We start from the raw sequence: 24,521 nt of genomic DNA, 5'->3' as shown, positions 1-24,521 counted from the left end.
TCCGCCGCGCCCGCACGGTGATCTTGACACGGCGACGCCTGACGAAATCGCCGCGCTGGCCGACCGCATCTAGCCCGTTGGTCAGCCCCGCACGTCGCTTCGAAGGCACGGACTGGTGTGGTTACTCGGTTATCTCGCGGAGCAAGCTGGAGCGACGTGGCAGGAGCGCTGGGAGTCGTCCGGACTGAATGACGGTACCCGGCGGGTGCGGGAGTTGCGGACCGGTAAAGATCGGGTCGACGGAGAGCTCGGTCATTCGCTGATGCTGCTGTGCTGCCTCCGAATCGTCCGGCCCACGCTCGCTGCGTTCCGGGTGAATAGCTTCGTCCGCTACCACGAGCATTTCGAACCGGCCCAAAACGATCCGGAACTTGACCGTGTCCTTAAGCTGCTCGACGCGGTCGAAACCTCGCGGCACTTCAAACGTTGCGCCCGATTCGATATCGCCGTCGCCCTCACAACTCAGGGCATCACCATCGCCGATCTCACACCCCCAGGTTTGTTGCATTATGCGATCGCGACACGCGAAGGCGGATGGGGCGGCGGTTACGAAGCCTACGTCGGCCACCTCGCATGGCAGACACTCGTCAAGTCACGGCACTTTCCGCCAAGCGCGCCCGCGACGTTACGCGGAGCGATGCGCGGACCCGCTCTGAGCCCGGCCGAGCTCGTCGACCGGTACAACATCGAAAACACTGACATCCGGGCACTGTTCGTGACCTACCTCGCCCGGCGCAGCCACCCCCTTGACTACGTCACCCTCCGGGAGCTCGCCGCTGACCTGTGCGGCAAGTTCTGGACCTCGCTCGTGAACATCAACCCTCACCAGGCAACCCTGACGATCTCGGCGGAGGACTATCTCGCCTGGCGGGCCGCTGTGTCGTTGCGGGCCGATGGCAGGCCACGGATGGGCGTTGATGGGGTCGTGACCAACGTTCGTGCGTTCTATCTCGATCTGCAGGGGTGGGCCGCGTAAGAACCCGAGCAGTGGGCCCGTTGGGTGGCGCCGTGCCCGATCAGTATGCGGGAGCCGCGTTCGCGGATGAAAGCGAAACGGCGGACCAAGGAACGCATGGACGGCAGGACCCGGATCCTTCAACCGCTGCTTCCGGCGTTCATTCAGGCGGCCAGCGAACACCGCGACCACATGCGCGATCTGCTGAACGCTGCGACAGACGCGCCCGCCGATGGCATCTTCATCGTGGGTACGAGAAAGTACCGCAGACTTTTCTCCGCCGGCGACGCCCGACACGAACGCATCCACGGTCAACCCAATATTCGGGTCCGCGACGAAACAACGGGACGAGCGATCAATGTGACGTTCGTTGAGGATGCAGCGTTCTGGCAATGGGCAATGGTCGATACCCTCCGTCACACCGGTCTGCGGTGCAAAGAACTCCTCGAGCTGACCCAGCTCAGCATCCGTCAATACGCCCGCCCCAACGGCGAAGTCGTAGCCTTGCTCGTCGTCGCCCCATCCAAAACGGACAGGGAACGAGTCATCCCGATGACCGCGGACCTGTTCCACGTCATCGCAACCATCATCCGACGGCTCACCAGAGACCGCCGTGACGTTCCGCTGGCGACCCGGTACGACAAATACGAACGGATCACGAGCGAACCGCAACCATTCCTGTTCCAACGCACCGTCGGGCAGCGCACCGAGGTCATCTCGCCGAGCACGCTCCGCGCAGAACTCGAGAAACTCAGCGACACGCTCGCCGAGGAATACCCGGCATTCGCAGGCATCCGTTTCACACCGCACGACTTCCGGCGGCTGTTCTCAACCGACCTCGTCAACCACGGCCTCCCGATCCATATCGGTGCGGCGCTCCTCGGCCACCTCGATGTACAGACCACCCAGGGATACGTCACCGTCTTTCACGAGGACGTCATCCGGCACTATCAGGCGCATCTCGCTGGTCGTCGGAGCGCTCGACCCGCGGCGGAATACCGTAGTGCGACGGCCGCTGAATGGGACGAGTTCGAGGGCCACTTCGATAAACGAAAGGTCGAGCTTGGCCAATGTGGCCGTCCCTACGGCACGCCGTGCGAACACGAACACGCGTGCGTCCGCTGTCCCATGCTGCAGGTGGATCCGAGCATGATCGGCCGGTTAGGCGAGTTGAGGACCGACCTTGTCGCTAGGCGTCAACGCGCGGAAGACCAGGGCTGGTTGGGTGAACTCGAGGGCATCGATCTCACCCTCCTTTTCCTCGACGAAAAAATGGCCGAAGCGCTGAAACAGAAACGGAACGGAACGGAACCACACTCCTCGGAATGCCGGGCATCAGGATGCCCGGCATTTGACGGCAGCGTGTGGCGGAACAGCCGCCTTTCGGGTCAGCGGTCGGCGAGGGTGATGCGTTCCTCGCTGCGCGCATCGAAGTGGGCAAAGAACGCGGTGACCTCATCGAGCCCGCCGAGCGTGAACGAAGCCACTCCACCCTCGATCGCCTTCTTCAGCACAGCGACGGCATCGAGGAAGACCATGCCGGCGACGAGTTGCTTCGGGATCGACATGACGAAGCTCGCATCATCCGGGATCGAGGCCGTCGTTTCGAGGACACCGTTGCGGAGGATAAGCCCGACGTTCTCGCCGGTATCGGCGACCTGGACGCCGGCTGAAACGGTTCCGCCAGCTTTCTCTGGGTCGACGCGGAAGCGCAGGCTTTCCAGGAGCGCTGATCCGGGCATCGCGGCGATCTGGTCAGGAGCGTTGATTTGGATGGCGAGTGAGTAGTCGATCGTCCCGTCGAGTTCCCGGGCTGCGGTGAGGTAGAAATTGCGCCAGTTCGAATTCGGTGTGCCGTAGCCCAGCGTGCGGAGCGCATCGGCTTTCAGCAGCCGCGCGTCCTGATCGGTGGGATCGGTGCGCACGAGGTGGCTGACCAGCTCAGCCGCCCACTGATGGTCGCCGGCGTTTGCTGCTTCGCGTGCCGCTGTGAGCACGGCGTCGCGGCCGCCGATGAGGTTGATGTAGCGCTGCGACGATTCGCGGATATTCAGGGGCGCGAGGGTGGTGGGGTCGGCGTTGAACCAGCCGAGCTCGCCGAAATAGATCTGTCTTACCGAGTGCGGCACTCCGCCATAGAAGTCGCCGAGCCATTCGCTGCTGGACAGTGATTCGGGGAGGGTGACTTTCTCGACGAGGTCGTCGGGCAGGAACCCTTGGTTGATGTGGCGGAGGGTCTGGTCATAAACGTAGGAGATCGCGTCGCGGTAATCGGTGAGCACTTTTGCGACCTCGGTGCGGCCAGCGAGCGGGCGGCCGTGGGAGGGCACCATGAAGTCGGCCGGGAGGGGGCGGAGGTTCTTGTCGATCGACTTGAACCAGGCCTGCGGGTCGCGGTAGCGGCTGCCTCGAATGGAGTGCAGGTTCGGGAACGACTCGCCTTGGATGACTTCGGCGGACTGCAGCACCCCGAGGTCGGGGAACCAGGTCACGATCTCATCGATGGCCTCGGACGGGGCCCAGAAGAACTCCATCCGCACCCCAGCGACGGTCAACTCGAGCCGGTCGTCGACGAGGGTGTTCGGAGTGACCAACGACATTGTCTCCATGATGAAGTCCGGGCCTAGGCCCCCGTTCACGCGTCCTTCGGCGCCGACCTCGAGGAGACTGCCGAGCGAATAGTCGGCACGTACAGCGATGATAGGCCCGTCGCCGGAGATCGAGTTGGCGATGATGTTCGCCATGAAGTCGCGGTGAGCGATCACCAATACCTCACCAGAGTCGGCCTGCTCCTGGGTGATGAACGCCTTCACCCCGGCGTTGTGATCGGTGTGCCAGTGCGAGTACAGGACCGCCTTGATCGGCAAATCGCTGATCTTGCGCAGCTCGATAAGCTGCCGCTTCCCCTTCTCGACATCTTCGGGCGGGTCAATCAGGATCAGACCGTCATCACCCACTACAACAGTGAGCGCTGAAAGGGCGTAGCCGAAGATCTGGAAAACGTTCTTACCGACGATCTCGAAGGTCCCGGCGTCCATCGTGCGAGAATGCTCAGTCATCTCTGCGGGGACAGTGTCGGCGAATTCGGTGAAAGCGGTGTTCTCGCCCGACGGCGTGAACGTCACGCCTTCTGCTGCACCCAACCAGTACTGGCCCATGACTCCCTCACTCCTCGGGCACCCGTTGCCCATGCCTTAAGCGAACCACGCAACACCAGAAAGGCGAATACCGGCGCGCACCTGTTTCTATGTCGTGTGCTGCTCGGCTGAGACCCCACACGGATGCCAAGCTATCGGAATTGCGAAGTGCAGAGAAAGTGAGACGGTCCGGAAAGACTGGACCGCGGCGTTCCTGACCCGGAAGAAGCTGCCTGCGGATGCGGCCGCGTTCGTCGCGGTGACCCTGACCCGGCACTCCTATGACGTGACCGGCAACAACAGCGGCGCCGCAGCCGTGCTCCTCGGCCACGAGGGCTACGCGGCACGCGAGGCTCTCGCGGTGATGGTCGAGGCGACGCCGACGAAGGCCGGGTATGTGAGTCTCGCGGTCGCGTTGTCGGCGCGGGAGAACCGGACCAGCCGGGAGTCATGGCGGGACCCGAACCCGTCCGATAAGGCCTACCTTTTGCAGATCGAGAAATGGGGTCATCACCTGTCCGCCGTTGAGCGGATCGCGGCAGGCTACCCCGCTCCGGACGTGACTGCAGAAGGCGCACAAACGGACACCGAGTAACACTCTGACGGGTGGGTCGCGCAACACGGCCCGCCCCTCACCGGCACCGGTTAGCAGGTCACCTCACTGCTGCGGGTGGTTGCGTTCGCCGGCCCTTCCGGGGCCGGCGGCGAGGGGGAACCGGCCGTTCCCCCTCGCGCTCCCCCATCGACCAGATCGTGCATCGTTAATGCGCGAAGATGCGCCGCTGACCGTAGCGATTGGGCCTCTTTGCTGTGCGCGGTTCCCCACCCGTTTTGTGGGTGACGAGGCCGTGCCCAGGTCACACCAATGCGGTGCGTGACGTGCGCATGGTTGGTGACGGTGTGGCCTGGGTGCGGGCGGGATGTTGGGGTCCCGCTGTCCACCTGTGGGCAGGATGAGCCCGAACAGAGCTCGTGCTGTCCACAGGTGGTCAGGGGGTCACAGAACATGCCATCGGCAGGTGCTCTATTGAGCGGCGACGTCAGCCGACGGCGTCGTGCTGGCCCGGTTGCTGCGTCGCGCCCGCGGCGTCGTACTGGCTTTCCCCGGTGGGCGGGCGCCAGTCGCGCGGAGCTCTTTGTCGCTCCACCCTGAGGTGATCGCGTCGGCCCACGCTTTGGTATGGGCGTCGCGGGCGTCTTTGACGCTCTGCTCTGCGACGTCGACGGTGTTGCTGGCGTCGACGAGCGCACGAACAGCGTTGACGCGGCGCTCGGTTGTTTCCTGCAGGAGTTCCCGGGCCAGACGAACGGCTTCTTCCGGGTCGAGTTTTTGATCTGTCATGCCAGCCACATTAATCGGATCGCACCGCGATCTCCACATCACACCCCGCCATCAGTGATCCAGGCATGATTGCGAACAAAGTTTCGGAGGAACAAAGTTTCGGAGCAAGCTATAATGTTACCCGGGGTAACCTGCTTGTGACTCTTCCGCTTCGCGGCTGGTCCGGGGCATACTGGTCGTATGGTCCCCGCCGTGGGGCGGGTTCGCTGCGCTGGGCCAGGAAGGAATGTCGGTGTCGGAGTCGTCGCGTGAGGGTCGCCTGTTCGGCCGGCGTCGCCGCGCGAACGTGCCCGTTGAGCAGCGACGAACGAAGCGCTACGAGGTGTCTGTCAGCCCGGCCGAGGATGCGCATTTGCGCGCCCGGGCGGCGGTGCTCCAGGTGACGGTGCCGCGGTTGTTGTTCGAGTCGGCGATGAACGCGCAGGTCCGGACGGACACGGAGTGGAAGCTCGTCGGGGCTGAATTGTTTCGGGTGTCGAGGCTTATGAAGTCGGTGTCGGACAACATGAACCAGCTCGCCAGGTACGCGAACACCGAGGGCCGTTTCCCAGCCGAAGCAGAGGATGTGTACGAGCAGTACCGCCGGTTGCTGCCGAAGCTGGAAGCGACGATCGACAGGCTGGCAGGGCAGTGAGAACAAACATCACCCGCGGCTCGCAAATGTCCGGTCTGATGTCCTACCTTGCCGGTGCGGGGAAGGCGAACGAGCACACCGAACAGCACCTCGTCGCAGGGGACGCGGCGATCATGGCGATGCACGGCGACGCGGTCCTTGACCGTGCGACCGCGTTGGAGATCGCGAAAAGCCTGGACCGGCCACGGAAGTTCTTCGGCATCGAAGTCACCCGCCTCGCCGTGCAGAAAGGTGACGACGGTATCGCCCTCCGAGACGCTGCCGGTGCCGTCGTGAAAGAACGCGTCCAGGCCGACGTGTGGCACTGCTCCCTCTCGTTGGCGGCGGAGGAGGGCCAGCTGACGGATGAGAAGTGGGGACAGATCGCGACCGACTTCGTGAACAGGATGGGGTTCGCAGGCGACGATCTCGGGAAGGCGAACTGTCGGTGGGTTGCGGTCCGTCACGGGTTGTCGAAGAACGGCAACGACCACGTCCATATCGCCGTGTCTCTAGTTCGGGAGGACGGGACGAAAGCGGATGTGAACAACGACTACAACCGGTCGCAGAAGATCAGCCAGGAATTGGAGCGCGACTACGGGTTGCAGGTCTACACCCAACCCGAACGGGAGTACGGCGAACGCGGCATCAAGCCCGGCGCCCGCGAATCCGCGAGCCGTCGCGGACAGATAGAACCGGACATGCACCGCCTCGAGCGCGCCATCCGCGCCGCGGCCGTTTCCTCGGTTGATGAGGGGGAGTTCGTGCGTCGGATGAGGCAGGCCGGTGTCCTCATCCGGCCCCGGTTCGCCGCCGGCCGTGACGATGTCGTCGCCGGTTACTCCGTCGCGTTACGTCCGGAGAAGGGGCAGCCGGTGATCTGGCATGGCGGTGGGAAACTCGCCCGCGACCTGACCCTGCCGGAGCTTCGGAAAGGCTGGCCGGACCGCCCCGAAACCGCCACCGTGGCTGTTCAGGAATGGCGTGCCACCGCGAAGAACCCATGGCAGTACACCCCGGCGAACCCGGGCCGAGAAACTCGGGAACCCTCCCCCGACCTCTGGACCCAATACGCGAGAGAACTTCGCGCCCTCCGGGAGAAGATGCAGGCCGTTCCGGCATCAGATCGCGACGCGTGGGCACGCGTGGCCCGGGAGACTTCGGGTGCGTTCGCGGCCTGGTCGCAACGCGTCGAAACCACACCCGGGCCACTCGCGGAAGCATCACGCAGTCTGGCGAGGTCTGCGCATCTCCGCGCGCACGAAACGAAAGCCCGCCCGGTCGCGTGGGCGTCAGCCGCCGGCAACGCGATGGTTCTGATGCAGGTCGCCCAGACCGGGAAACCAACCCTGGCGTTGGCGTTGGTGATGCGGGAGCTAGAGAAACTCAGCCGCGCCGTCCACGACATGCACCGCGCCGCCGGCGACGCCCACCGGGCCAGCGACGTCCGCAGCATGATGCAGCACCGCCTCCACACCGTCTCCCAGCAGATGCCACACATCCCCGATGCCGGTGCCGGGGCGACTGCGGTCCAGACTTTGACGGCCGAGCAGCAGCAGACGCGGGCACGGATGGCAGCGGAACGCGGCTGGGCCGATGGCACACCCCTCCCGACACCGCTGACGAGGCGCGCACCGGACTGGGCGGCAGACACGGCTGCACCGCAACGTGGCCGCGACGATGACCGCGGCCGCTAAACCCACACGCACGAACCGGATGATGAGGAGCCAAATATGAGCGAGCACGATGCAGACGGTGGAGTCCAGGAGCAGCTGCACGCCGCGACCCGGACAGCGCTGACCGTCGCCCTGCAGATGGGTGAGAAGTTCGCGCGCGTTCGTGAGGAGATGGCGCGCCAGGCTGAACGCCAAGATGCCGTCGTCGCCCGCGAGCTCGCGGCACGATTCGACGCCGAGCGTGCCGCCGCACGAGCGGAGCTTGTCGTCGTCGACCAGCCCTCATGGTGGGACAACGCAGCGACGACGGATATCGCCCGAGTCGCTGAAACCGCCCAGACCTGGCGGGGCCTCGACGACCACGCAGCGGCCGCAGCAGAAACCATCAGCCAGGAAGTACGGGAACGGTACGGCGTCGATGTAGGCTCCCTCGCCACCACCGAACGCCAGACCGCGGATGATGAGCGCGCCGAAGCGGCACTCCTCATCGCAGAAGCAGACCGACTCGACCGCAACGCCCACGAGCAGCCCACCCCAGGCGAGACACCCGCGGATGTCGTCGCGGGCCTCGAGGCGCAGGCACGCTCCTACGACGCGGCCGCCAACCGGGGCGGCGAAGACGGCAAGACACCCGACGAGCTCCGCGAACTCGCCCCAGACGCCCGCGCCCAGGCACAACTGCACCACACCACCGCAAAAGGCCCGGCCGCGGAAACTGCCCGTGCGGATGCCGACGATGCATATGACAGCGCTACCCGCCGGGACGCGTTCGCCTCGGACCTCGAGAGCAAGGGCATCAGTTCGGATGACATCAAGGCGCGACTGCGCGCGGACGTCGACCATGCACGCCCCGCCCACGACGTTCTCACTTCACCAACCCGCAGTAGCCGGGTGAAGTCCCCATCCGGAACCACGGCCAGCCGGCAGCGGCAACGCGGCGACCGCAGCCGATGATCGCCCGCGCTGTTCGCGTAGACGAGAACTCATCGCGCGCCAGCGGAGCGGACTCTTATGGGGCGGTGCTTTACTCTCAGGACATTGTGAGAGGCCCGTGAAGCGGTCAGCTTTCTGTATGCGCCGTCATCATTATCGACACCAGGATGTTTTCGAGAACCGGGCCGAGCCGCGCCACCGCACGGGCGGGAGGGGCGGAGTCGAAGAATTCCGCGAATGCCTCGTTCATCCCTGCGAAATCATCCGGTTGCGCAAGCAGCACTGTGACCAGCGTCACGTCAGCAAGGCTGCTCCCACCTGCGTGGAGGACCGCCTCGCAGTTACGCAGCGCCTGCTGAGTCTGCTCTTGGATCGATGACCCCGCAGGTTGGCCTGTCGCTGGATCGATCCCGACCATCCCCGACACGTAGATCACCGAACCAGCCCGCACACCCTGGCTGTACAGCGGCGAGCTTGGCGCGTTCTCGGTGCTGATGATTTCTCTGCTCACAGGGGGCAAAGCCTGTGCCTGGAGCTTCCACGCTAAAAGGGGCCTGCGCTGCTCGATTGCCCCACAAATCTCTTCGGCCGTCGCCCGCATCGTCCGCGGAATCACGCTCAAAGGGCAAGCGGGGCAGTGCGCCCGCCCCGTTACCGGCTAGGCGCACTGCCCCTCTCCCTACTCTTCGCTGGCGCACATCATCAGAAGCGGGACCAGCTCGGAGGGGTCAGTTTCCGATCTTGTCATCGGCGGAGTCTCGGGCGCCATCGATCTTGTCGTTGAATTTTCCGCCCGTCGCCGTGTTGGCGGCGCCGCTTGCCTTGTCTAGGGCCCCGTCGCTGGCTTGTTCGCCTTTGTCGCTGTCTGCGAATTCCTTGGCTTTGTCGCCGAGTCCGCTGAGATCAACCATGGTATTTCCCGTCCATTCTAATCTTTTGCCTCCACCTGTGTGGTGAGGGGTCTTATCGTGCCCGCCCCGCCCCGGGACATAACAGGGGGCTTAGGCGAGGTCTCAGGCCAACCGCCGATCTATGCCGGAATACCCGGCAAGTTGGATGACGCTCCTTCGCGGTCGACCAGCGCTAGGACGGTGTCACAACGCCTCCAGGGTGAGTGGGCCGGTCGGGGGTTCGTGGAGGACATCGATGTGTTCTTTCCGGACGGTGTCGGTGACGGGCTGGTGCACGGTGATGGTCTTCTTGGTGAGTTTGACGCGTTCAACGGGGACAAGCTCCCTGACGATGCTGATGCGTTCTTCGTGGAGCACTATTTCGATCTCGTCCGGCTGGTCGGCGGGAACCTGGTCGAGGGTCAGATCGGTGAGGGGTTCGGTGGTGAGACGCACTTCCTCGCGGCGTACCTCGACGGTGAAGGTTTTCTGTTCGGTCACAATGAACTTCTGAAGCCGTGCGACGCTGACCGGTGCCTGCCGGGTGGTGACCTGAAGGTGCTCTTCGAACCGGGTCATCTCGACTGCACGGCCTGATGCTGCCAGGTCGGGGTTGCCGCTGGATGCGTAATCATTCATGGGTGCCGTCATTCCTCAGGTTGCGGTTCCTGGAGCTGTTTGTATGCCTGGTAGATGGTGGAGGGTTCGATACCGGTGGTGTATTGCCAGGTCCACATCGCGTCGAAGAGTTCATCTTGTTCTAAACCCTGGTCGAGGAGGTCTTGGGCGATGCTCCGCGCGGTCGGCTGAGGCGGTCCTCCCCGCGTGGCGGTCTTTCGTGCCCGTCGTTTGGCTGCGTGTTCCGGGGACAGCATGCGAGTGATCAAAGCACTAAAGAGAGACGCGGCGACCACTACCCGCAGCTGTTTGCGCACCCGCCTCAGCACGATGTGTTCCGAGCGTCACGCACCGCAGGAGAGCCGGGTGAGGTACCAATTAGTTGATAGGCGCGTTCTGGGCTATACCGGTCGCGCTTATCCAACGCGGCCCACTTGCACCCGGACGGTCGCGGGGGGTGTGAGGTCCTGGTCGGTGAAGTAGTTCCGGAGCGCATCGTGGGCTCGCCGACAGATCACGGTTGCGGGTTCATCGGCGGACACCCCGATGCAGGCGATGATGGTGAGGTCGTCCGGTTTTTCGTTGACGGTGACGAGGTGCATTCCGACCGGGTCATTCCGAACCGCCTCCACGACCGCGCCCACGATGGAGGGCAGCAGGGGTTTCGTGGCGTAGACGGTGTGCACACCGTCGACGTTTCGGAGGAGCCGGGTGAGCTGGGTGGGGAGGTCGTCTTCGGTGTCGTCGTTCATCGTGCCAAGTTCCCGTCATCGTCGAGGTCCTCATCGGTGATGTCGCTGTCATGCACCCGCACTGTCACCCGGGTCACGACAAGGTCGGTGTGCTCCCGAACGGTTTCGATGACGCGTTCCTGAAACAAAGGAACAACGCGCGCGTCGGTGGCGTCAGCGAACGTGGACACCACCACGTGTACCTGAACGGGTGAGCCTGGTGTTTCGAGGTCGCCATCGATGCGGGTGCGTTCGACAATCAGCCCGTCCGTGTCGTCTCCGGCTTCTCGGACCAGCGCCCGGACGGCGCCTTCGGAGATCGAGAGTTTAGCGCCGGGGACGTCGTGGAGGATGGGGATGTCACGGCCGGCGTGTGCCTGTACACCGATTTGGTCAAGGATTCGCGAGATCCAGTTCTCATTCTTGGGAGCGAAATATTCGGCGTCTGTTTTCATGATCCTGGGGGCGACGGCGCGGAGCCGGCTGAGGGCGGCGAGAGCGTGCTGCGCGGCGGGGGAGGCTTCGATGGCCGGGTTTCTGGGATGCCGGCCGTGGTCGAGGTAGTCGCTGAGTTGGTCGACGGTGAAGCCGTCGAGTTTGTTGTCGTCAAGCGGTGACGGTGTTTGCGGCTCGGGAGTGGTGTTGGTCATCTCCAGGCCTCCATCTCACGGACGAGCGTTTTTCGGCTGCGGACGAGAAGACCGCGGACGGTCGTAACGGGCAGGTCGAGCTGTTCTGCGATCTCGGAATAACCGTAGCCCGCGATCTCTCGGAGCACCCAGCACCGTCGCTGATCCTCAGGCAGCGAGGAGAGCGCCAATGACAGGGCCTCGTCAAGCGAGGAGGCAGAAGCGACGTCGGCCGGGCCGTCGGCGGGGTCGTGGATGTCGTGGTCATCGATTGATTCATGATCACGGCCCGCCCGTAGCCGGTCGATGCTCTTATGGGTGACGATGGTTGTCAGCCAGGACCGCACGACTGCCGGGTTCTCAAGGTCGGGGAGTTCCTGCCATGCTGTGACGAACGTGTCTTGCACGACGTCGTCGGCGTCGGCTGGGCGGACGATCCGGGCCGCGTACGCGCGCATCAGCGGGCCGTACCGGCGCATCAGAATTTCGAATGCCCGGATGTCTCCGTCTGCGGCGCGGCTGGCGACGGTGCGGTCATCGGCGTCGCTGAGCGAGTCCCGCCCGGGCAATGACACCATCACGGACCCTTCCGCCAGATCATGGCCACCTCTTGATTGCAACGGCCGGTGCGACCGAGGAGGCCTGTCCGCCAACCTAGTCGAGTACGTCGAATTTTCATGGGCCTTGTGGTTTGGGCCAGGCCGTGGTGCTGCCGCCAACGGTTGTAGTAGGGGCAGCACCACGGTGGTTAAGGGTCAGTTGCTGCGCCGCGTGGTCGCAGCGGGAGCGGTGGCGTTACGCGCCTTCTCGGCAGCCTGCTTGGCCTGCTCTTCGATGCTCGGCGCGTTCTGTACCTGCTGCTGCACATTGGGTGCTTCAGCTTCGGCGGTGTGCAGCCACGATTCCCAGCGTGCCTGCATCGGCTTGATGAGCCCGCCGCCGGCGCCGACGATGATGACTCCCGCGATGATCGCGAGCACCGCGATCAGGATCGGGGTCGTGACCGTGTCGGCGATACCGACCTGGTTCAGTGCGGCGGTGACGCCGAGGAACAGGATGAAGATGCTCGCGATGTTCGCCAGGACCTTGGCGTAGGACAGGCCTCCGAGGGTGCCCTGGATGAGCGTTTTCACGGCGGCTGCGATCGCGGCGGCGATGATGATGATGATGATCGCGACGATGATCTTCGGCACGTAGCTGATGATCGCAGCGAGCAGGTCACTGATCGGGTTCGGACCGAACACACCGAACGCGAACTGAAGCACGAACAGCACAAGGGCGTAGTAGACGATCTTCGCGACGATGTCGGAGGCGTCGAACTTCGATCGCTCGAGGGCTTTTTGGATGCCGCCGCGCTCGACGGCGCGGTCGAAACCGACCCGGGTGAGCAGTTTGCTGAGGGCTTTCTGGATGAGCTTCGCGACGATGAGGCCGACGATCAGGATCACGAGGGCAAGGAGTAAAAGCGGGACGAATGCGATGACGGCGGCGAGGCCGTTCTGCAGGGTTGCGGGGAAATCCACCGGTAGTGCCTTTCGAAAGGGTTGGGTAGGTGAAGGGTGGGCGGCCGCCGGCAGGCGAGGGATCTCCTGTCGGCGGCCGCACCGTGATTAGTTAGCGGCGGTTGTCGGTTGCCGTGTCGGTGGGGTCGACGAGTTCGATCTCTTCGTGGCCGACCTCTTCGGTGACCTGCTGCTGCTCGGTCACGGTCTCGGTGCCGAGCGCAACACGCTCAACGGGCACGGTTTCCTTGTTCACGATCACACGCTCTTCGGTGAGTACGACTTCGTGTTCTTCTTCGCTCAAGTCCGGGCCGGCGGCGGCGTTGCCGATGTTTGCCTCGGTGATCGGTTCACGGGTGAGGGTGACCTCTTCGTGGCTGACCGGCACGGTCACGGTCTGCTGCTCGGTGACGACATGCTTACGCAGACGCGCACGGCCCGCTTCGACCTTCTCGGTACCGACATGCAACTGCTCCTCCGAACGGGTCATCGCGTCATCCGTGGTCGGACCTGACGTGTCGTACCCGACCTGCGTGTCCACGGCCGCGTCGTCACTGTAGCCAGTGCGGGTGCCGCCGTTGCCGTAATACGCGTAAAGGGCCTGTTCCTCTTCCTGGCTGAGGCTGCCGTCATCGGCGATGCGGGGGGCGTCCTTCACGAACGCCTTCTCGAACGGCACGGTCAGGTCGTTGCCGTCGAAGGTCGCGCTTTCCAGCGGCGCGAAGCTCTCGCTGCTGCCGAACAGTCCCGTCTTGATAGTCACCCAGAGCGGTGCCTGGGTGTTGGTGTCGACGTATACCTGGCCGACCGTGCCGATCTTGTCACCGTCGGTGCCGTAAACGGTGGCACCGGTGAGGTCGTTGACGTTGTTGGTGTCGATCATGATTGTTCTCTTTTCCTCCCGGACAGGCGCCCGGAAACATGTGGGGTTTGCAATGCCGCGCGATGGCGCGGGTGGGTTAACGGCCGAGGCCGGCTTTGTCGACGCGGCGGTGGAACCGCATCCCGGCGAGGCCGCCAAGAAGAGCACCGAGCAGACTCACGACGAGAGCGACGACGGCGGTGATGATGCTGCCCACGGTGAGGGCGCCTTCATTCAGCGGCAGCCGCGGGAAGGCCTGCATTGTGGACAGAACATCGAACTGGGACCCGGCTATCAGGCCCACGACGGCCAGCACGATGGCGATGATGATCGCCCAGAGCCACACGGCGAGGCCCTGCTTGACCCCGTTGAAACGGGCCATCCGGCCGGCAACATAGCCGCCGCAGAAGTACGCGACCAGCAAGATCACCGCAAGGATGATGCCGCCGACGATTCCGATCGTGCTCGCGTTCGAGGTCGTAACATCCGCGACATCGTTGGTCGAGACACCGTTACCGAGACCGATCGCAGTCCCGGTCGATGCCAGCAAGGCGATCAGGATCACGGCTGTACCCGTCGCGGTGAGCCAGCCGAAGAAAGCGGACCCGAACTTCATCCCGCCGAAACGTTCCTGCTCCCGAGCAACGACACCCTCCCGGGTCGTCGGCCCAGCCTCGGCTGCTACTGCGGCTACGGGGGTGGTCAGGTTGTTGGTAGTCGGGTCGTTGTCGCTCACGTGAAATCTCCTCATCGAAACGCACCCAGAAAGGCCGGTGTGCGGACGCAACGCCCGAGGGACGCCAACGCGAGATCAGGGACACCAGCGAACCGATGCCTGTCACTTGATAGGCGAACACCGCGACGTTTCTGTCACACAACCGCCCAGGGGATTGACGCCTCAACAATCACGCCGTATAAACCTCTCGGCGTCGCCCGGCGCGTCCATCTCCCACCTACTCATCGCCGCAGTCGAGGCGCTCCACGAAGCGACGCCCCGCCGGGCGCACCCGTTGCCCATCCACCATCCCCGGAGCGCAATACGGTCTTGGCTTCGTTGCGGGTGGTTCAGAATTAGACAATGAGACAACGCGCCGTAGCGGTAGGCGGACACGACCTGAATCTGCCATTCACATTCGTGGGCGGGCGTGATGTCACCAAATGGCGTTCTCTCGCCGGCGGACTCCTCGTAGACAGGTACCGGCGCGTTTCCGGACCGTTCACCGCCCACCAGGCGTTAGCGGGGTCGCTGATCCTCGGCGGTGTGATCGCGGCCGCTACAGCCGGTGGGGCGGCCGCTGTTTATGATGCGGTTACCGATAAGGACGGTATCGAGGGGTTGGACAAACCGGCTCTCAAGTACGCGAAGAAGTTTCGATCTCGGCCAATGAACGCCGTCGCGGCCGGTATCTCCCGGGTTTTCGGGCCTACCGGGATGCCGGTCCTTGCCCTCACCGCAGGCAGTGTGCTCGCGATCCGACAACGACAGCTCAGCCCGCTCATCCTGCTCGTCGCAGCCGGTGCCGGGTCCCTCGGAATGACACTCGCCGGGAAGAGGATGATGCACCGGAACCGACCGGCACACCGCGACGCCATCGCCCCGTACGAGAAGTCTCCCTCCTTCCCATCCGGTCACGCCCTGAACGCGACAACCATTCTCGGTTCGGCCGCATATCTGCTCGTCCTCCGCCAGCAACACAACAGCCTCCAAACGCTCACCATCGCCGCAGCGGCAGGAACCGCACTCACGGTGGGACTGTCGCGGGTTCTGCTTGGCGCGCACTGGTTCACCGACGTGATGGTTGCCTGGACCACCGGCGCCGGCTGGCTATCCCTCATCGTGACCGCCCACCGGCTTTACCTCACAACCACGGAAACCTCACCGCTGAAACGGGCAGCCACACGCCAGTAACCCGCCTCAAGACATCGAATGGCACCGTTGCTAGCTGACTGGCTAATCACGCCAGGAGCGACGGAACGTCGTCTCTATCCGGCCAAGAGACGAGCGTCGACCTTAAATGCTGCGGTTTGATGTGATCAATTCACCCCTGAAACCGTTACCAAAAAGGTATAACGAAGATCTATACCCGCGCGTGGTCCTATATGACCATCCGACAAGGTACACATATGAGGGACGAGGGCAAGGTCATACTCCGAGTACTTCTGGCTCGCCCGCACCCACCGAGGCCAAAGGGGTCGTTGGACACAACATCACGAACCATTCCGCAGGAGTGCTGCGCTTCGACGGCACCCAATTCAACCTTATTGCCACCGACCTCAATTCCGCCAGTATTTACGAATGCATCGAGGATGCGATGAGAGCCCTCTGCGAAAGCTGCTGATAGTGCGAATCTGGCCGCATCACAACCGCCGCTGGGTAAGGTCCAAAGCCGGCGGTATTGCTCAGCAGGCCACTCACCGGAGGGGCCAGGTCAAGGTCACCTCAGGTGCAAGTAAGAGGAACTCGTGGATGTGACCGGGCATCTTCTCTGCGTGTGGCTGAAACGAATTTGCCTGCCACGCCTTGTCTAGTATCGAGATAGCCTCACAACTTTGGCCGCCATTGGCTCGCACGTCCGGCCGGGCATGACGGTACGGCGTGCCATCACGAGATGGTCTCGCTATCGACCAAGCGGTGACGGTGTATTCCTTTGGAGGCTGTGAGGATGTCGCCGTTTCGACTGGCTGGTCCGACGAGCACGGCGGTGACGCGTCGACTTCTACGGTGGACCCGTCACCTCGCCCACCGTCCGGGCGTGATTCGCACGCTGACGCTTTTCAGGTGGGAGTAGTGCGCAAGCGCTTCGATGCCTTTCTCGCGTCCGTAGCCGCTGGCCTTGTGTCCGCCGAATGGCATTTGCACCGACTGTGTCGACCAAGAATTGATGTAGACCTGGCCCGCTTCGAAGGCCTCGGCGACCCGGAATGCCCGCGAGATATCGGCGGAGAACACGCCGCCGACGAGGCCGAAGTCGGAGTCGTTGGCGAGTGCGATCGCCTCCTCTTCGGTGTCGAAAGGGATGACGACGAGCACGGGCCCGAACACTTCTTCGCGTGCGATGCGCATCCTGTTGTCAACGCCTGAGTACACGGTCGGCTCCACGAAGAAACCACCCTTGAGTGAGGGATCTGTTGAGACAGAGCCTCCCGTGCGCAGCACGGCACCCTCGGCGGCGGCCACCTCGAAGTACTCCTGCACCGTTTCGAATTGGCTGCGCGTGATCATCGGGCCGAGCGTTTCTCCTGGGCGGTAGGCCTGTGTGGCCTCCACGACGAGCGTGGTGAATTCCTCTTCGATGCCGCGCTGGACGAGCAGACGGGTGCCCGACGAGCAGACCTGGCCTGCGTTGGTGGCGAAGGCACGAGCTGCCTCGGTGGCGGCGAAGGCCAGATCGGCATCGGCGAAGACGATGTTTGCTGACTTTCCGCCGAGTTCGAGGGTGAGCGGAAGAATGCGATCGGCCGCGATCCGGCCGATCTGCTGGCCGGTGGGCACCGATCCGGTGAACGCGACCTTTCGCACCAACGGATGCTCGACGATCGCCGTGCCGACGACGGCGCCTCGGCCCAGCACCACGTTGAACACGCCGTCGGGCAGGCCGGCCTCTGATGCGATGCGCGCCAGCGCGATGGTGGTCTGCGAGGTGGTCTCGGCGGGCTTGGCTACCACGGTATTGCCTGCGGCGAGTGCCGGGGCGCAGGCCCGTGCGGCCTGGTTGATCGGCAGGTTCCATGGTGTGATGACCCCGATCACGCCGAGCGGCTCGCGCAATGTGTAGACGTGCAGATCGGGTCGTACGTCAAGTACGTCGCCGGCCGGCAGGTGCACGAGTGCGGCGTAGAACTCGAAGTAGTCGGCCGCACCCTGAATTTCGGCTCGGGCGAGTTCGATCGGCTTGCCGGTGTCGGCGACTTCGAGCTCGGTGAGTTCGTCGATGGCATTGCGGATTCCGGTCGCCACACGACCCAGGATGCGGCCGCGCTCCATCGAGGCGATGTGACGCCAGCCGTGCCGGGCGGCGTGGGCGGCCAGCACCGCGCGGTCGACATCGGCAGGGGTGCCTTGGGTCACTGTGGCACCTTCGCCGCCGGTGGCCGGAGCGACGCCGGTGCGGGTGCCGCCGTCGATCGAGGGCGTGGAGAGGCCGCCGATCCAGTGTTCGAGAACGTTCATGAGATGACGCTGCTTTCTTCCGGTGCCGCGGCCCCGATTAATCGGTACATCTCGGTGTGGTCGGTGTCGCGCTCGGTGGTGCTCGCGATGCCGCTCCATTGTTGGGCGACGACATCTGACACGTCGCCCTCGGTACCGAGGGCTCGGGCGAGGTTCACAGCGATCGTGACGTCTTTCGCCATGAGCGGCAGCGTGAAGCCTGAGTCGTAGGCGCCGCTCAACATGAACTGTGCGACCTTGCGTTCGCTTGTGTTGGTACGGCCCGAGGAGCTGTTCAACACCTCGGTCATCACCGCGGGGTCGATGCCGAAACGCCGGGCGGTGTGGAGTGCTTCGACTGTCACCGAAACGGTCGAAGCCGAGACAAGGTTGTTGAGGGCCTTCGCCGCGTGTCCACTACCCACCGATCCGACGTGGATGATCGTGGCGGCGAGCTGCTCGAGCACCGCACGCGCCTCGGCCAGGTCGGCGGCTGTACCCCCCACCATCGTCGAGAGTGTGCCGGCGATCGCGCCGCGCACCCCGCCCGAGACGGGAGCATCGATCATCCGGATGCCGGCCGCCGCCAGCCGCTCGGCGAGCTGCGCGGTGCGCAACGGCTCCGACGAGCTCATGTCTGCGACCAGTGCGCCGTGCCGCAGGCGCGCGGCCAAGCCACCCGTCTCGAGCACGGCCTCGACGACGTTCGAGTCGGGCACCATCACGATGACGAGATCGAGTTGGGGCAGGGTGGCGTCGCTCGAGAGATCGAACACGCTGGTGCCGGGGTGCTCGGCGATGAACGCGGCGACGACCTGGGGGGCCGCGTCGGCCACGTACAGCGGGAAGCCGGCCTCCGCCAAGCGATTCGCCATTGGCGTGCCCATGCGGCCCAGGCCGACGAATCCGATCGTGGGCTTAGGTTCGGGTGCGCTCACGCCTGCACCGCGGCCTTCTCGGCCTGCATTGTCTGGAATACCTCATTGGCCAGCCGGAAGGCTTCGAGGCCTGCCGGGGCTCCGCAGTACACCGACACCTGTAGCAGGACTTCTTTGATCTCGTCGGGGGTGACTCCGTTGTTCAGCGCGCCGCGCACGTGAGTCTTGAATTCATGGGGCCGGTTCAGGGCGCTGATCATTCCGAGGTTCACCAGGCTGCGATCGCGACGGCCAAGGCCCGGGCGGTTCCAGAGGTCGCCCCAACAGTACTGGGTCACGAACTGCTGCATCTCCATCGAGAAGTCGGTAGCGGCGGCGAGCGAGGCATCGACGTAGGCATCGCCGAGAACGGCGCGGCGGGTAGCGAGGCCAGCCTCGAAGAGGTCGTTGTTCATGGGGTGGATCCTTTCTCAGATGCGGGCCAGGTCGGCCCAGTCGTTCACAACGAAGACACCGTCGCCGCCGTGATGTGCGTGCTCGTTCGTTCCACGGCTCACGCGGCAGGCCGAGTGACCGCCGAAGTGGCCGGGAAAGATCAGCAGGTTGCGGTCGGCCGCCTCGTCGAGCAGCCGTCTGCGTGTTGTGCGGGCGAGCGCCGGGTCTTCGCAGAAACAGCTGTTCACGTCGGGTGCCGCGAGCTGAACAGGCGAGTGGATGATGTCGCCGAGAAAGAGCGCGCCGCTGCCCCGCGACTCCAGCCGCAGCACCGCCGAGCCGGGCGTGTGGCCGGGAGCAGCGTCGAGCAGCAGGTCGGAGTCGATGCGCAGGCTGCCGCTCCACAGCTCGATCAAGCCTGCGCGATGCACGGGCGCGACGCTGTCTTCGAACACGTTCTGGTTGCCGTCACCCTGCGGCCGGGGCACCACGAGCGGGTTCCAGAAAGCGAAATCCGCTTCGGCGATGAGGTAACGCGCGTTCGGAAAGGTCGGAACCCAGTCGCGGCCCTCGAGCCGCGTGTTCCAGCCGACGTGATCGACATGCAGGTGGGTGTTGATGACGATGTCAATGTCGCCCGGCTCGACTCCAGCATCCCGCAGGGTGTCGAGATAGGCCGTCGTGTGGTGGGCGTAGGCCGGGGCATAAGGTCGCTCCTTGCCGTTTCCGGCCCCGGTGTCGACCAGAATCAGCTGGCCCTGGCTTCGGATCAACCAGCTGTGCAGCACCGAGCGCAGCCGACCCGTCGAGGCGTCGAGAAAGTCGGGCGCGAGTTCGTCGACGTTCTGCGTCCAGAACGACGGATCACTGTCGGGAAAGAGAAAGGCCGGTGTCGCGGCGCCTGGGCCGGTGTACTCCTGGATGCGCGTGATCTCGACGTCGCCGACAGAAACCGTCGAGCTGCCGCTCACCATGATCTGTTCGCCTCTGGCACCGGGTACCGCTTCTCGAGTTCGGGTGTGATCGCCGCCGAGACGAAGTTGGCGGTCTGCATCAGCTCGGGGGTGAATCCGCCGCCCTTCGCCAGTCCACGAGTCTCGGCCATGTACGCAGAGCGGGCCTGCGCCTCATCCGTCATGGCGCGTTCGCGCTTCTCCCACGTTGCCAGCGCCTCATCGAGGTCGTCGAATTCGTCAAGGGCGTGCGCGAGGGCCACGGCATTGACGATGCCGACGCTGGCGCCCTGCCCAAGCGCAGGGCACATGGCGTGTGCCGAGTCGCCCACCAGAACGACTCGGTTCACCGACCACGGAGTCACCCGGTTGGTCTGGTAGCCGTCATGCCGCGGGCTCACCGCATGCTGGGCCGAGGCGATCAGCGGCGCGAGGTGCGGAAAGCGTTCCGACCACACGTCGGGGTCGATCGGAATGCGCGAGGCGCGCTCGTTGGTGGTTTCGGCCATCATTCCCATGTAGACCGTGTCGGGCCCGCACGGAACGTAGAGGATGCGCATGGCGTCGGGTTCCAGCGTCCAGAAGTCGATCACGCTGTCCCACTCGGGGGCGTAAAACGCGGGATCGCGCGGCACCAGCACCCGCACGACGCCGTCTTTGTACTTCTTGCGCTCTTGCACGAACTCCGTGCGGGAGTTGCGCACGAGCGAACCGACGCCGTCGGCGCCGATCACCAGATCGGCCTCGAAGAAACTGCCGTCTTCCATGTGCAGCACGCCGTTCGGGTCGGCGCCGACCGCCCGCGACGAGGTGACGATCTCAACCCCGGCGTCACGCGCAGCCTGGGCCATCACAGCGTGCAGCTCCGGGCGGGTGATGGCCCAATAGGGATAGCCGCCGAGCTCCTTCGTGGGCTCGGCACCGTTGAGACCGGTCTCGTAGAAAGGCGGCTGAGTGCCGAGCCCGCGAATGGTGTCGGCGATGCCGATCGCATCAAGCGAGAGCATGGCGTTGCGCCAGAGCAAGATGCCGGCACCGAAGTCACGCACTTCGTCGGACTGCTCGTGCACGCGCACCGACCAGCCGCGCCGGGCCAGCGCGATGCTCACCGTGAGGCCCGCGAATCCCGCACCGGCGATCTCGGCGTGACGTTGTCTCGTCATGAACTCTTCTCCTTCAATGTTTGGGCGGCAGTGTTTCTGCAGGGGCGGCAGATCACTCGGCCGAATCCACCCAGACGGTCAACGCCGCACGGGCCAGGGTATGAAAGTGCAGGTTGAAGCCGAGCACCGTCGGGGTGAGGTCGGGGTCGATCTCGAGTACGGGCACATCGACGGCGTGCACGGTGAAGGCGTACCGGTGCCGTCCGCTGCCCGGCGGCGGATTGGCGCCCACATAGCCGCGAACGCGCACGTCGTTCGGAAGAGTGAGAGCGCCGTCGGGCAGCGTCACCGAAGGGATGCCCGGCGAACCGGCACCGGTCGCGAGTTCCGTCACCGCCGCGGGGATGTTCGCCACGGCCCAGTGCATGAAACCGACGCCCGTAGGAGCGTCGGGGTCGTAGCAGGTCACGGCGAAACTCTTCGTCTCGGCGGGAAAGCCCGACCAGCTCAGCTGCGGGGAGGCATCCTGCCCGCCGATCTGCGGATCACGGAAAGCCGTCGGCTTTTCGGCGCCATCGACGACGTCGCTGCTCGTCAGCAGGAACGAGGGCGCAGGAGTGACAAAGGCGTAAGGGTCGTAGGTCATGGGGCTCCGATCGCGGAAGAAACCGACCGGAGACCGGTCAGCCGTCGAGGTTGGTATTCATCATCTGCTGAGCAAGCTCTTGCCGGCCCTGCACAACGTGGTGTCGCATGGCGCGCTCCGCCGAGTCGGCATCGCGCATGCGCACGGCTTCGACGACGGCCTGATGCTCGGCCATCGAACGTGAGAGTCGGCCGGGGCGACGAGTCACCACGGTCGAGAGGTAGTTGCGGTGCAGATGGTCGGTCAACAGCCGATATTGGTCCATCAGTCGCAGGTTGGCGCTGCCCTCGAAGATGGCTGCGTGCATCCGCTCGTCGGCCTCGATGTAGCTGGCAGAATCGGCCGTCGACACGGCCAAGGCCATCGTGCGCATCAGCCCATCGAGGCGATCCAGCAGATCTTCCGAGGCCCGCACCGCACACAGTCGGGCCGCCATGCCCTCGAGCGCTTCGCGCACCTCGTAGAGGTCGACGATCTCCCGCTGGGAGACGCCACGCACGAAGGTACCCCGGCGCTGCTCCACGACCACGAAGTCGGCCCGCGCGAGCACCTGCAACGCCTCGCGCACCGGCATCCGGCTGGTGCCGAATCGTTCTGCGAGCCGGCCCTCGGAAAGTTTCGTACCGGGAACGAGAACGCCCTGCACGATTTCGCTGCGCAGCACCTCGACGATCGACTCCCGCATCGAAGGCGCAGCCTGAGCGTCGGTTGTCATCGATTCCCCGCGATTGGCCATGCACGAACCTTACCGAATCGTGGCCGTCGCGGCCCTTGAGGAACATCGTTCACGCACCGAGCGCGGGGAAGGTGTGCACGTAGAACTTGCGGATGGTCTCGGTGATGTTCCACGTGCCGACCCATCCGTAGGGCAGACCGAGAACGCTTCCCGCGGTGAGTTCATGCACGGTACCGCTCTGATCGGTGATGGTGCCGGCGCCAGAAATGATGTACATGAACGAACCGCGGCGATCTTTCACCCGTGGGTAGACGCCCGCCTCGCACGCCCAGAGAGCGCAGAGCCCGTCGGGGCCATCAAAAACCGTCAGCTCATTCGCGGTCGGCGCGCCAGAGACGATCGGTTCCATCGAAACGATCTCGGGCCATTCTCCGTGCAACACGGTTTGGGCATCGACGAACACCGACGACTGAACTCCGTCGCGATACGGCGGCAGCGGCGTGGAATGCAGATAGACCTTACGGATGGTCTCGGTGATGTTCCAGGTACCCACCCAGCCGAACGGCAGCAGCAGCACTGAGTCGGCGGTGAGTTCGTGCACGGTGCCGTCTTCGTCGGTGATGGTGCCGGCGCCCGACAAGATGTACATGAACGAGCCGCGACGATCCTTCATCCGCGGGTACACACCGGGCCCGCACTCCCAGACGGCGAAGAAGCCGTCGACATCGTCGAGAAGCACACGCTCGGTGGCGAAGGCAACGCCCTCGATGATCGGCTCCATCGAGATCTGATCGGGCAGCTCGCCGCGCAGCACCTCCTCCGCGGGCAGAAAGGCAGAGGGAACGACGGGAATCGTGGTGGTCATTTGATGTGCTCCTCGAAGACGTGCGGTAAGACGGATGACGCTGTGACGGGTGATACGGCCGGCACGATGGGTCGCGGATCCTCGATCCCGAGCAGCTCGAAGGTCGGCCGGTGCAAAATGTCGTGCAGCTCCTCATCGGAGATCGTGGTGAGCGAGACCCGGCCGAGGTCGGCCACTACTCGGCTCAGCCCCTCGAACGAACTCTCGGCCGAGACCATCGGCGAGTCGCTGCCGAACAAGACCTTGTGCAGCACTCCGTACTCTTTGGCTGCAGAGAGGCCGCGGGCCAGCATCGTCGGCCGATTGGCGAGTGCCGAGGTGTCGGCGTAGACGTTGGCGTGGCGGCGCATGACAACGGCGGTCTCTTCCACCCAGGGATGACCGAGGTGGGCGATCACGATCTTCAGGTCGGGGAAGGCGATCGCCACGTCGTCGAGCAACAGCGGATTGGCATCCACCAGCCGACCCGCGTTGGCGAAAATGGCGCCTTGATGGATCAGGATCGGCAAGCCACGTCGCTCGGCCATCGCGAAGACTCGCAAGGTGAGGGGGTTCAACGGCGAGGTACCCTGGTAGATGGGGCCGAGCTTGATGCCAACCAGACCGAGCTCGTCGTGGGCGCGTTCGACCTCTTCGACCGCGTCGTGGCGGGTGGGATCGACGGACATGAACCCCACCGTGCTGCCGCCGATCGCGGCTACGAAAGCCGCCACGTCGTCGTTGGGAACGAACATGCCGGATGCACGGGCCTGCAGGCCGAACACGACGGAGCGTTCGGCGGGGGCGACGCTGCGCCGGTACGACTCGATCGTGACCTGATCAATGCGCTCGGCCGCGAGAGTGCGACGCACTCGGCTCAACCCGTCGGTCCACGGCGGCTGTTGATGGGCAGGAGTCCAGTAGTGCGTGTGGACGTCGGTGATCATC

At 64.5% G+C, this 24,521-nt stretch carries 27 protein-coding genes and 1 pseudogene; 7 read left to right on the top strand and 21 right to left on the bottom strand.

The window, feature by feature from the left end:
- The first annotated feature begins 115 nt into the window (after nt 1-115).
- Both V3W46_RS13130 and V3W46_RS19665 read left to right on the top strand, forming a co-directional pair.
- Nucleotides 116-976 carry a hypothetical protein gene (locus V3W46_RS13130; RefSeq protein WP_331783567.1) on the top strand — a complete coding sequence of 287 codons (861 nt, stop codon included), beginning with the start codon at nt 116-118 and terminating at the stop codon, nt 974-976.
- A gap of 45 nt (nt 977-1,021) precedes the next feature.
- Nucleotides 1,022-1,822: pseudogene (locus V3W46_RS19665) on the top strand (tyrosine-type recombinase/integrase); the annotation flags it as partial.
- On the opposite strand, the gene V3W46_RS13125 reads toward V3W46_RS19665, so the two are convergent.
- The gene (locus V3W46_RS13125; RefSeq protein ID WP_331783566.1) at nt 1,784-2,026 is read right to left on the bottom strand and encodes a hypothetical protein; all 243 of its coding nucleotides are present in this window, start codon (nt 2,024-2,026) and stop codon (nt 1,784-1,786) included. The pseudogene V3W46_RS19665 and the gene V3W46_RS13125 overlap by 39 nt on opposite strands.
- 317 nt (nt 2,027-2,343) lie before the next feature.
- A complete protein-coding gene (locus tag V3W46_RS13120) occupies nt 2,344-4,113 on the bottom strand; it encodes an alkyl sulfatase dimerization domain-containing protein (protein WP_331783565.1) in 1,770 nt (589 codons plus the stop codon).
- Between the two features lie 265 nt (nt 4,114-4,378).
- Between V3W46_RS13120 and V3W46_RS13115 the strand changes: the two genes are divergently transcribed.
- On the top strand, nt 4,379-4,687 hold the full coding sequence (locus V3W46_RS13115) for a hypothetical protein (RefSeq protein WP_331783564.1): 309 nt from the start codon (nt 4,379-4,381) through the stop codon (nt 4,685-4,687).
- A gap of 429 nt (nt 4,688-5,116) precedes the next feature.
- Here the strand turns inward: V3W46_RS13115 and V3W46_RS13110 are convergent, their stop codons facing one another.
- Nucleotides 5,117-5,434, bottom strand: coding sequence for a hypothetical protein (locus tag V3W46_RS13110; RefSeq protein ID WP_331783563.1), 318 nt, complete (start codon nt 5,432-5,434; stop codon nt 5,117-5,119).
- Between the two features lie 232 nt (nt 5,435-5,666).
- Here V3W46_RS13110 and V3W46_RS13105 point away from each other — a divergent pair, with 232 nt between their 5' ends.
- Genes V3W46_RS13105 through V3W46_RS13095 form a run of 3 tightly spaced genes read left to right on the top strand, consistent with a single transcriptional unit; the run spans nt 5,667 to nt 8,677 of the window.
- Nucleotides 5,667-6,068: a plasmid mobilization protein gene (locus V3W46_RS13105; RefSeq protein ID WP_331783562.1), complete on the top strand. Its 402-nt coding sequence runs from the start codon at nt 5,667-5,669 to the stop codon at nt 6,066-6,068.
- On the top strand, nt 6,065-7,744 hold the full coding sequence (locus V3W46_RS13100) for a relaxase/mobilization nuclease domain-containing protein (RefSeq protein ID WP_331783561.1): 1,680 nt from the start codon (nt 6,065-6,067) through the stop codon (nt 7,742-7,744). The genes V3W46_RS13105 and V3W46_RS13100 overlap by 4 nt, the downstream gene beginning before the upstream one ends.
- A gap of 36 nt (nt 7,745-7,780) precedes the next feature.
- On the top strand, nt 7,781-8,677 hold the full coding sequence (locus V3W46_RS13095; RefSeq protein ID WP_331783560.1) for a hypothetical protein: 897 nt from the start codon (nt 7,781-7,783) through the stop codon (nt 8,675-8,677).
- A gap of 106 nt (nt 8,678-8,783) precedes the next feature.
- On the opposite strand, the gene V3W46_RS13090 is transcribed toward V3W46_RS13095, so the two are convergent.
- From V3W46_RS13090 to V3W46_RS13050, 9 genes are all read right to left on the bottom strand, one after another.
- On the bottom strand, nt 8,784-9,167 hold the full coding sequence (locus V3W46_RS13090; RefSeq protein WP_331783559.1) for a RidA family protein: 384 nt from the start codon (nt 9,165-9,167) through the stop codon (nt 8,784-8,786).
- A gap of 217 nt (nt 9,168-9,384) precedes the next feature.
- Nucleotides 9,385-9,567: an antitoxin gene (locus tag V3W46_RS13085; protein ID WP_331783558.1), complete on the bottom strand. Its 183-nt coding sequence runs from the start codon at nt 9,565-9,567 to the stop codon at nt 9,385-9,387.
- 183 nt (nt 9,568-9,750) lie between these two features.
- Nucleotides 9,751-10,185 (bottom strand): YsnF/AvaK domain-containing protein, encoded by a 435-nt coding sequence (locus V3W46_RS13080; protein WP_331783557.1) that lies wholly within the window; start codon nt 10,183-10,185, stop codon nt 9,751-9,753.
- A gap of 395 nt (nt 10,186-10,580) precedes the next feature.
- Nucleotides 10,581-10,916: a hypothetical protein gene (locus V3W46_RS13075; protein ID WP_331783556.1), complete on the bottom strand. Its 336-nt coding sequence runs from the start codon at nt 10,914-10,916 to the stop codon at nt 10,581-10,583.
- On the bottom strand, nt 10,913-11,545 hold the full coding sequence (locus tag V3W46_RS13070; RefSeq protein WP_331783555.1) for a hypothetical protein: 633 nt from the start codon (nt 11,543-11,545) through the stop codon (nt 10,913-10,915). Before V3W46_RS13070 ends, V3W46_RS13075 begins: the two co-directional genes overlap by 4 nt.
- Nucleotides 11,542-12,102: an RNA polymerase sigma factor gene (locus V3W46_RS13065; RefSeq protein ID WP_331783554.1), complete on the bottom strand. Its 561-nt coding sequence runs from the start codon at nt 12,100-12,102 to the stop codon at nt 11,542-11,544. Before V3W46_RS13065 ends, V3W46_RS13070 begins: the two co-directional genes overlap by 4 nt.
- Nucleotides 12,103-12,279: 177 nt before the next feature.
- Nucleotides 12,280-13,047, bottom strand: coding sequence for a mechanosensitive ion channel family protein (locus tag V3W46_RS13060; protein ID WP_331783553.1), 768 nt, complete (start codon nt 13,045-13,047; stop codon nt 12,280-12,282).
- Nucleotides 13,048-13,138: 91 nt separating this feature from the next.
- Nucleotides 13,139-13,909, bottom strand: a complete 771-nt coding sequence (locus V3W46_RS13055; RefSeq protein ID WP_331783552.1) for a DUF2382 domain-containing protein — start codon at nt 13,907-13,909, stop codon at nt 13,139-13,141.
- A gap of 76 nt (nt 13,910-13,985) precedes the next feature.
- Complete coding sequence (locus V3W46_RS13050) at nt 13,986-14,624, bottom strand: hypothetical protein (protein WP_331783551.1); 639 nt, start codon at nt 14,622-14,624, stop codon at nt 13,986-13,988.
- Between the two features lie 342 nt (nt 14,625-14,966).
- On the opposite strand from V3W46_RS13050, the gene V3W46_RS13045 reads away from it, so the two are divergent.
- Nucleotides 14,967-15,797 carry a phosphatase PAP2 family protein gene (locus tag V3W46_RS13045; protein ID WP_331783550.1) on the top strand — a complete coding sequence of 277 codons (831 nt, stop codon included), beginning with the start codon at nt 14,967-14,969 and terminating at the stop codon, nt 15,795-15,797.
- An 822-nt stretch (nt 15,798-16,619) separates the two neighbouring features.
- On the opposite strand, the gene V3W46_RS13040 is transcribed toward V3W46_RS13045, so the two are convergent.
- From V3W46_RS13040 to V3W46_RS13000, 9 genes are all read right to left on the bottom strand, one after another.
- Complete coding sequence (locus V3W46_RS13040) at nt 16,620-18,059, bottom strand: aldehyde dehydrogenase family protein (RefSeq protein WP_331783549.1); 1,440 nt, start codon at nt 18,057-18,059, stop codon at nt 16,620-16,622.
- Complete coding sequence (locus tag V3W46_RS13035) at nt 18,056-18,976, bottom strand: NAD(P)-dependent oxidoreductase (protein WP_331783548.1); 921 nt, start codon at nt 18,974-18,976, stop codon at nt 18,056-18,058. The genes V3W46_RS13040 and V3W46_RS13035 overlap by 4 nt, the downstream gene beginning before the upstream one ends.
- Nucleotides 18,973-19,371 carry a carboxymuconolactone decarboxylase family protein gene (locus V3W46_RS13030; RefSeq protein ID WP_331783547.1) on the bottom strand — a complete coding sequence of 133 codons (399 nt, stop codon included), beginning with the start codon at nt 19,369-19,371 and terminating at the stop codon, nt 18,973-18,975. The genes V3W46_RS13035 and V3W46_RS13030 overlap by 4 nt, the downstream gene beginning before the upstream one ends.
- Nucleotides 19,372-19,386: 15 nt before the next feature.
- The gene (locus V3W46_RS13025) at nt 19,387-20,325 is read right to left on the bottom strand and encodes an MBL fold metallo-hydrolase (protein ID WP_331783546.1); all 939 of its coding nucleotides are present in this window, start codon (nt 20,323-20,325) and stop codon (nt 19,387-19,389) included.
- Nucleotides 20,319-21,467 (bottom strand): FAD-dependent oxidoreductase, encoded by a 1,149-nt coding sequence (locus tag V3W46_RS13020; protein ID WP_331783545.1) that lies wholly within the window; start codon nt 21,465-21,467, stop codon nt 20,319-20,321. The genes V3W46_RS13025 and V3W46_RS13020 overlap by 7 nt, the downstream gene beginning before the upstream one ends.
- Before the next feature lie 52 nt (nt 21,468-21,519).
- Entirely contained in the window at nt 21,520-22,053 is a 534-nt protein-coding gene (locus tag V3W46_RS13015; RefSeq protein WP_331783544.1) for a YbhB/YbcL family Raf kinase inhibitor-like protein, read from the bottom strand.
- Nucleotides 22,054-22,090: 37 nt separating this feature from the next.
- Complete coding sequence (locus V3W46_RS13010) at nt 22,091-22,738, bottom strand: GntR family transcriptional regulator (protein ID WP_331783543.1); 648 nt, start codon at nt 22,736-22,738, stop codon at nt 22,091-22,093.
- A 100-nt stretch (nt 22,739-22,838) separates the two neighbouring features.
- On the bottom strand, nt 22,839-23,594 hold the full coding sequence (locus tag V3W46_RS13005; protein WP_331783542.1) for a cupin domain-containing protein: 756 nt from the start codon (nt 23,592-23,594) through the stop codon (nt 22,839-22,841).
- Nucleotides 23,591-24,520 carry an amidohydrolase family protein gene (locus V3W46_RS13000; protein ID WP_331783541.1) on the bottom strand — a complete coding sequence of 310 codons (930 nt, stop codon included), beginning with the start codon at nt 24,518-24,520 and terminating at the stop codon, nt 23,591-23,593. The genes V3W46_RS13005 and V3W46_RS13000 overlap by 4 nt, the downstream gene beginning before the upstream one ends.
- Nucleotide 24,521 lies beyond the last annotated feature (1 nt).

This window comes from Subtercola sp. YIM 133946 (genome assembly GCF_036553535.1).
Classification (GTDB): Bacteria; Actinomycetota; Actinomycetes; order Actinomycetales; family Microbacteriaceae; genus Subtercola.
This window is presented reverse-complemented; position numbering and strand designations above follow the sequence as displayed.

Bases quoted from the DNA above. Each gene is read 5' to 3' on its own strand.
- V3W46_RS13005 (WP_331783542.1), bottom strand. From the start codon at position 23,594: ATGACCACCACGATTCCCGTCGTTCCCTCTGCCTTTCTGCCCGCGGAG.
- V3W46_RS13120 (WP_331783565.1), bottom strand. From the start codon at position 4,113: ATGGGCCAGTACTGGTTGGGTGCAGCAGAAGGCGTGACGTTCACGCCG.
- V3W46_RS13020 (WP_331783545.1), bottom strand. From the start codon at position 21,467: ATGACGAGACAACGTCACGCCGAGATCGCCGGTGCGGGATTCGCGGGC.
- V3W46_RS13080 (WP_331783557.1), bottom strand. From the start codon at position 10,185: ATGAATGATTACGCATCCAGCGGCAACCCCGACCTGGCAGCATCAGGC.
- V3W46_RS13025 (WP_331783546.1), bottom strand. From the start codon at position 20,325: ATGGTGAGCGGCAGCTCGACGGTTTCTGTCGGCGACGTCGAGATCACG.
- V3W46_RS13095 (WP_331783560.1), top strand. From the start codon at position 7,781: ATGAGCGAGCACGATGCAGACGGTGGAGTCCAGGAGCAGCTGCACGCC.
- V3W46_RS13015 (WP_331783544.1), bottom strand. From the start codon at position 22,053: ATGACCTACGACCCTTACGCCTTTGTCACTCCTGCGCCCTCGTTCCTG.
- V3W46_RS13010 (WP_331783543.1), bottom strand. From the start codon at position 22,738: ATGCGGGAGTCGATCGTCGAGGTGCTGCGCAGCGAAATCGTGCAGGGC.
- V3W46_RS13040 (WP_331783549.1), bottom strand. From the start codon at position 18,059: ATGAACGTTCTCGAACACTGGATCGGCGGCCTCTCCACGCCCTCGATC.
- V3W46_RS13065 (WP_331783554.1), bottom strand. From the start codon at position 12,102: ATGGTGTCATTGCCCGGGCGGGACTCGCTCAGCGACGCCGATGACCGC.
- V3W46_RS13055 (WP_331783552.1), bottom strand. From the start codon at position 13,909: ATGATCGACACCAACAACGTCAACGACCTCACCGGTGCCACCGTTTAC.
- V3W46_RS13075 (WP_331783556.1), bottom strand. From the start codon at position 10,916: ATGAACGACGACACCGAAGACGACCTCCCCACCCAGCTCACCCGGCTC.
- V3W46_RS13070 (WP_331783555.1), bottom strand. From the start codon at position 11,545: ATGACCAACACCACTCCCGAGCCGCAAACACCGTCACCGCTTGACGAC.
- V3W46_RS13085 (WP_331783558.1), bottom strand. From the start codon at position 9,567: ATGGTTGATCTCAGCGGACTCGGCGACAAAGCCAAGGAATTCGCAGAC.
- V3W46_RS13000 (WP_331783541.1), bottom strand. From the start codon at position 24,520: ATGATCACCGACGTCCACACGCACTACTGGACTCCTGCCCATCAACAG.
- V3W46_RS13030 (WP_331783547.1), bottom strand. From the start codon at position 19,371: ATGAACAACGACCTCTTCGAGGCTGGCCTCGCTACCCGCCGCGCCGTT.
- V3W46_RS13045 (WP_331783550.1), top strand. From the start codon at position 14,967: ATGAGACAACGCGCCGTAGCGGTAGGCGGACACGACCTGAATCTGCCA.
- V3W46_RS13110 (WP_331783563.1), bottom strand. From the start codon at position 5,434: ATGACAGATCAAAAACTCGACCCGGAAGAAGCCGTTCGTCTGGCCCGG.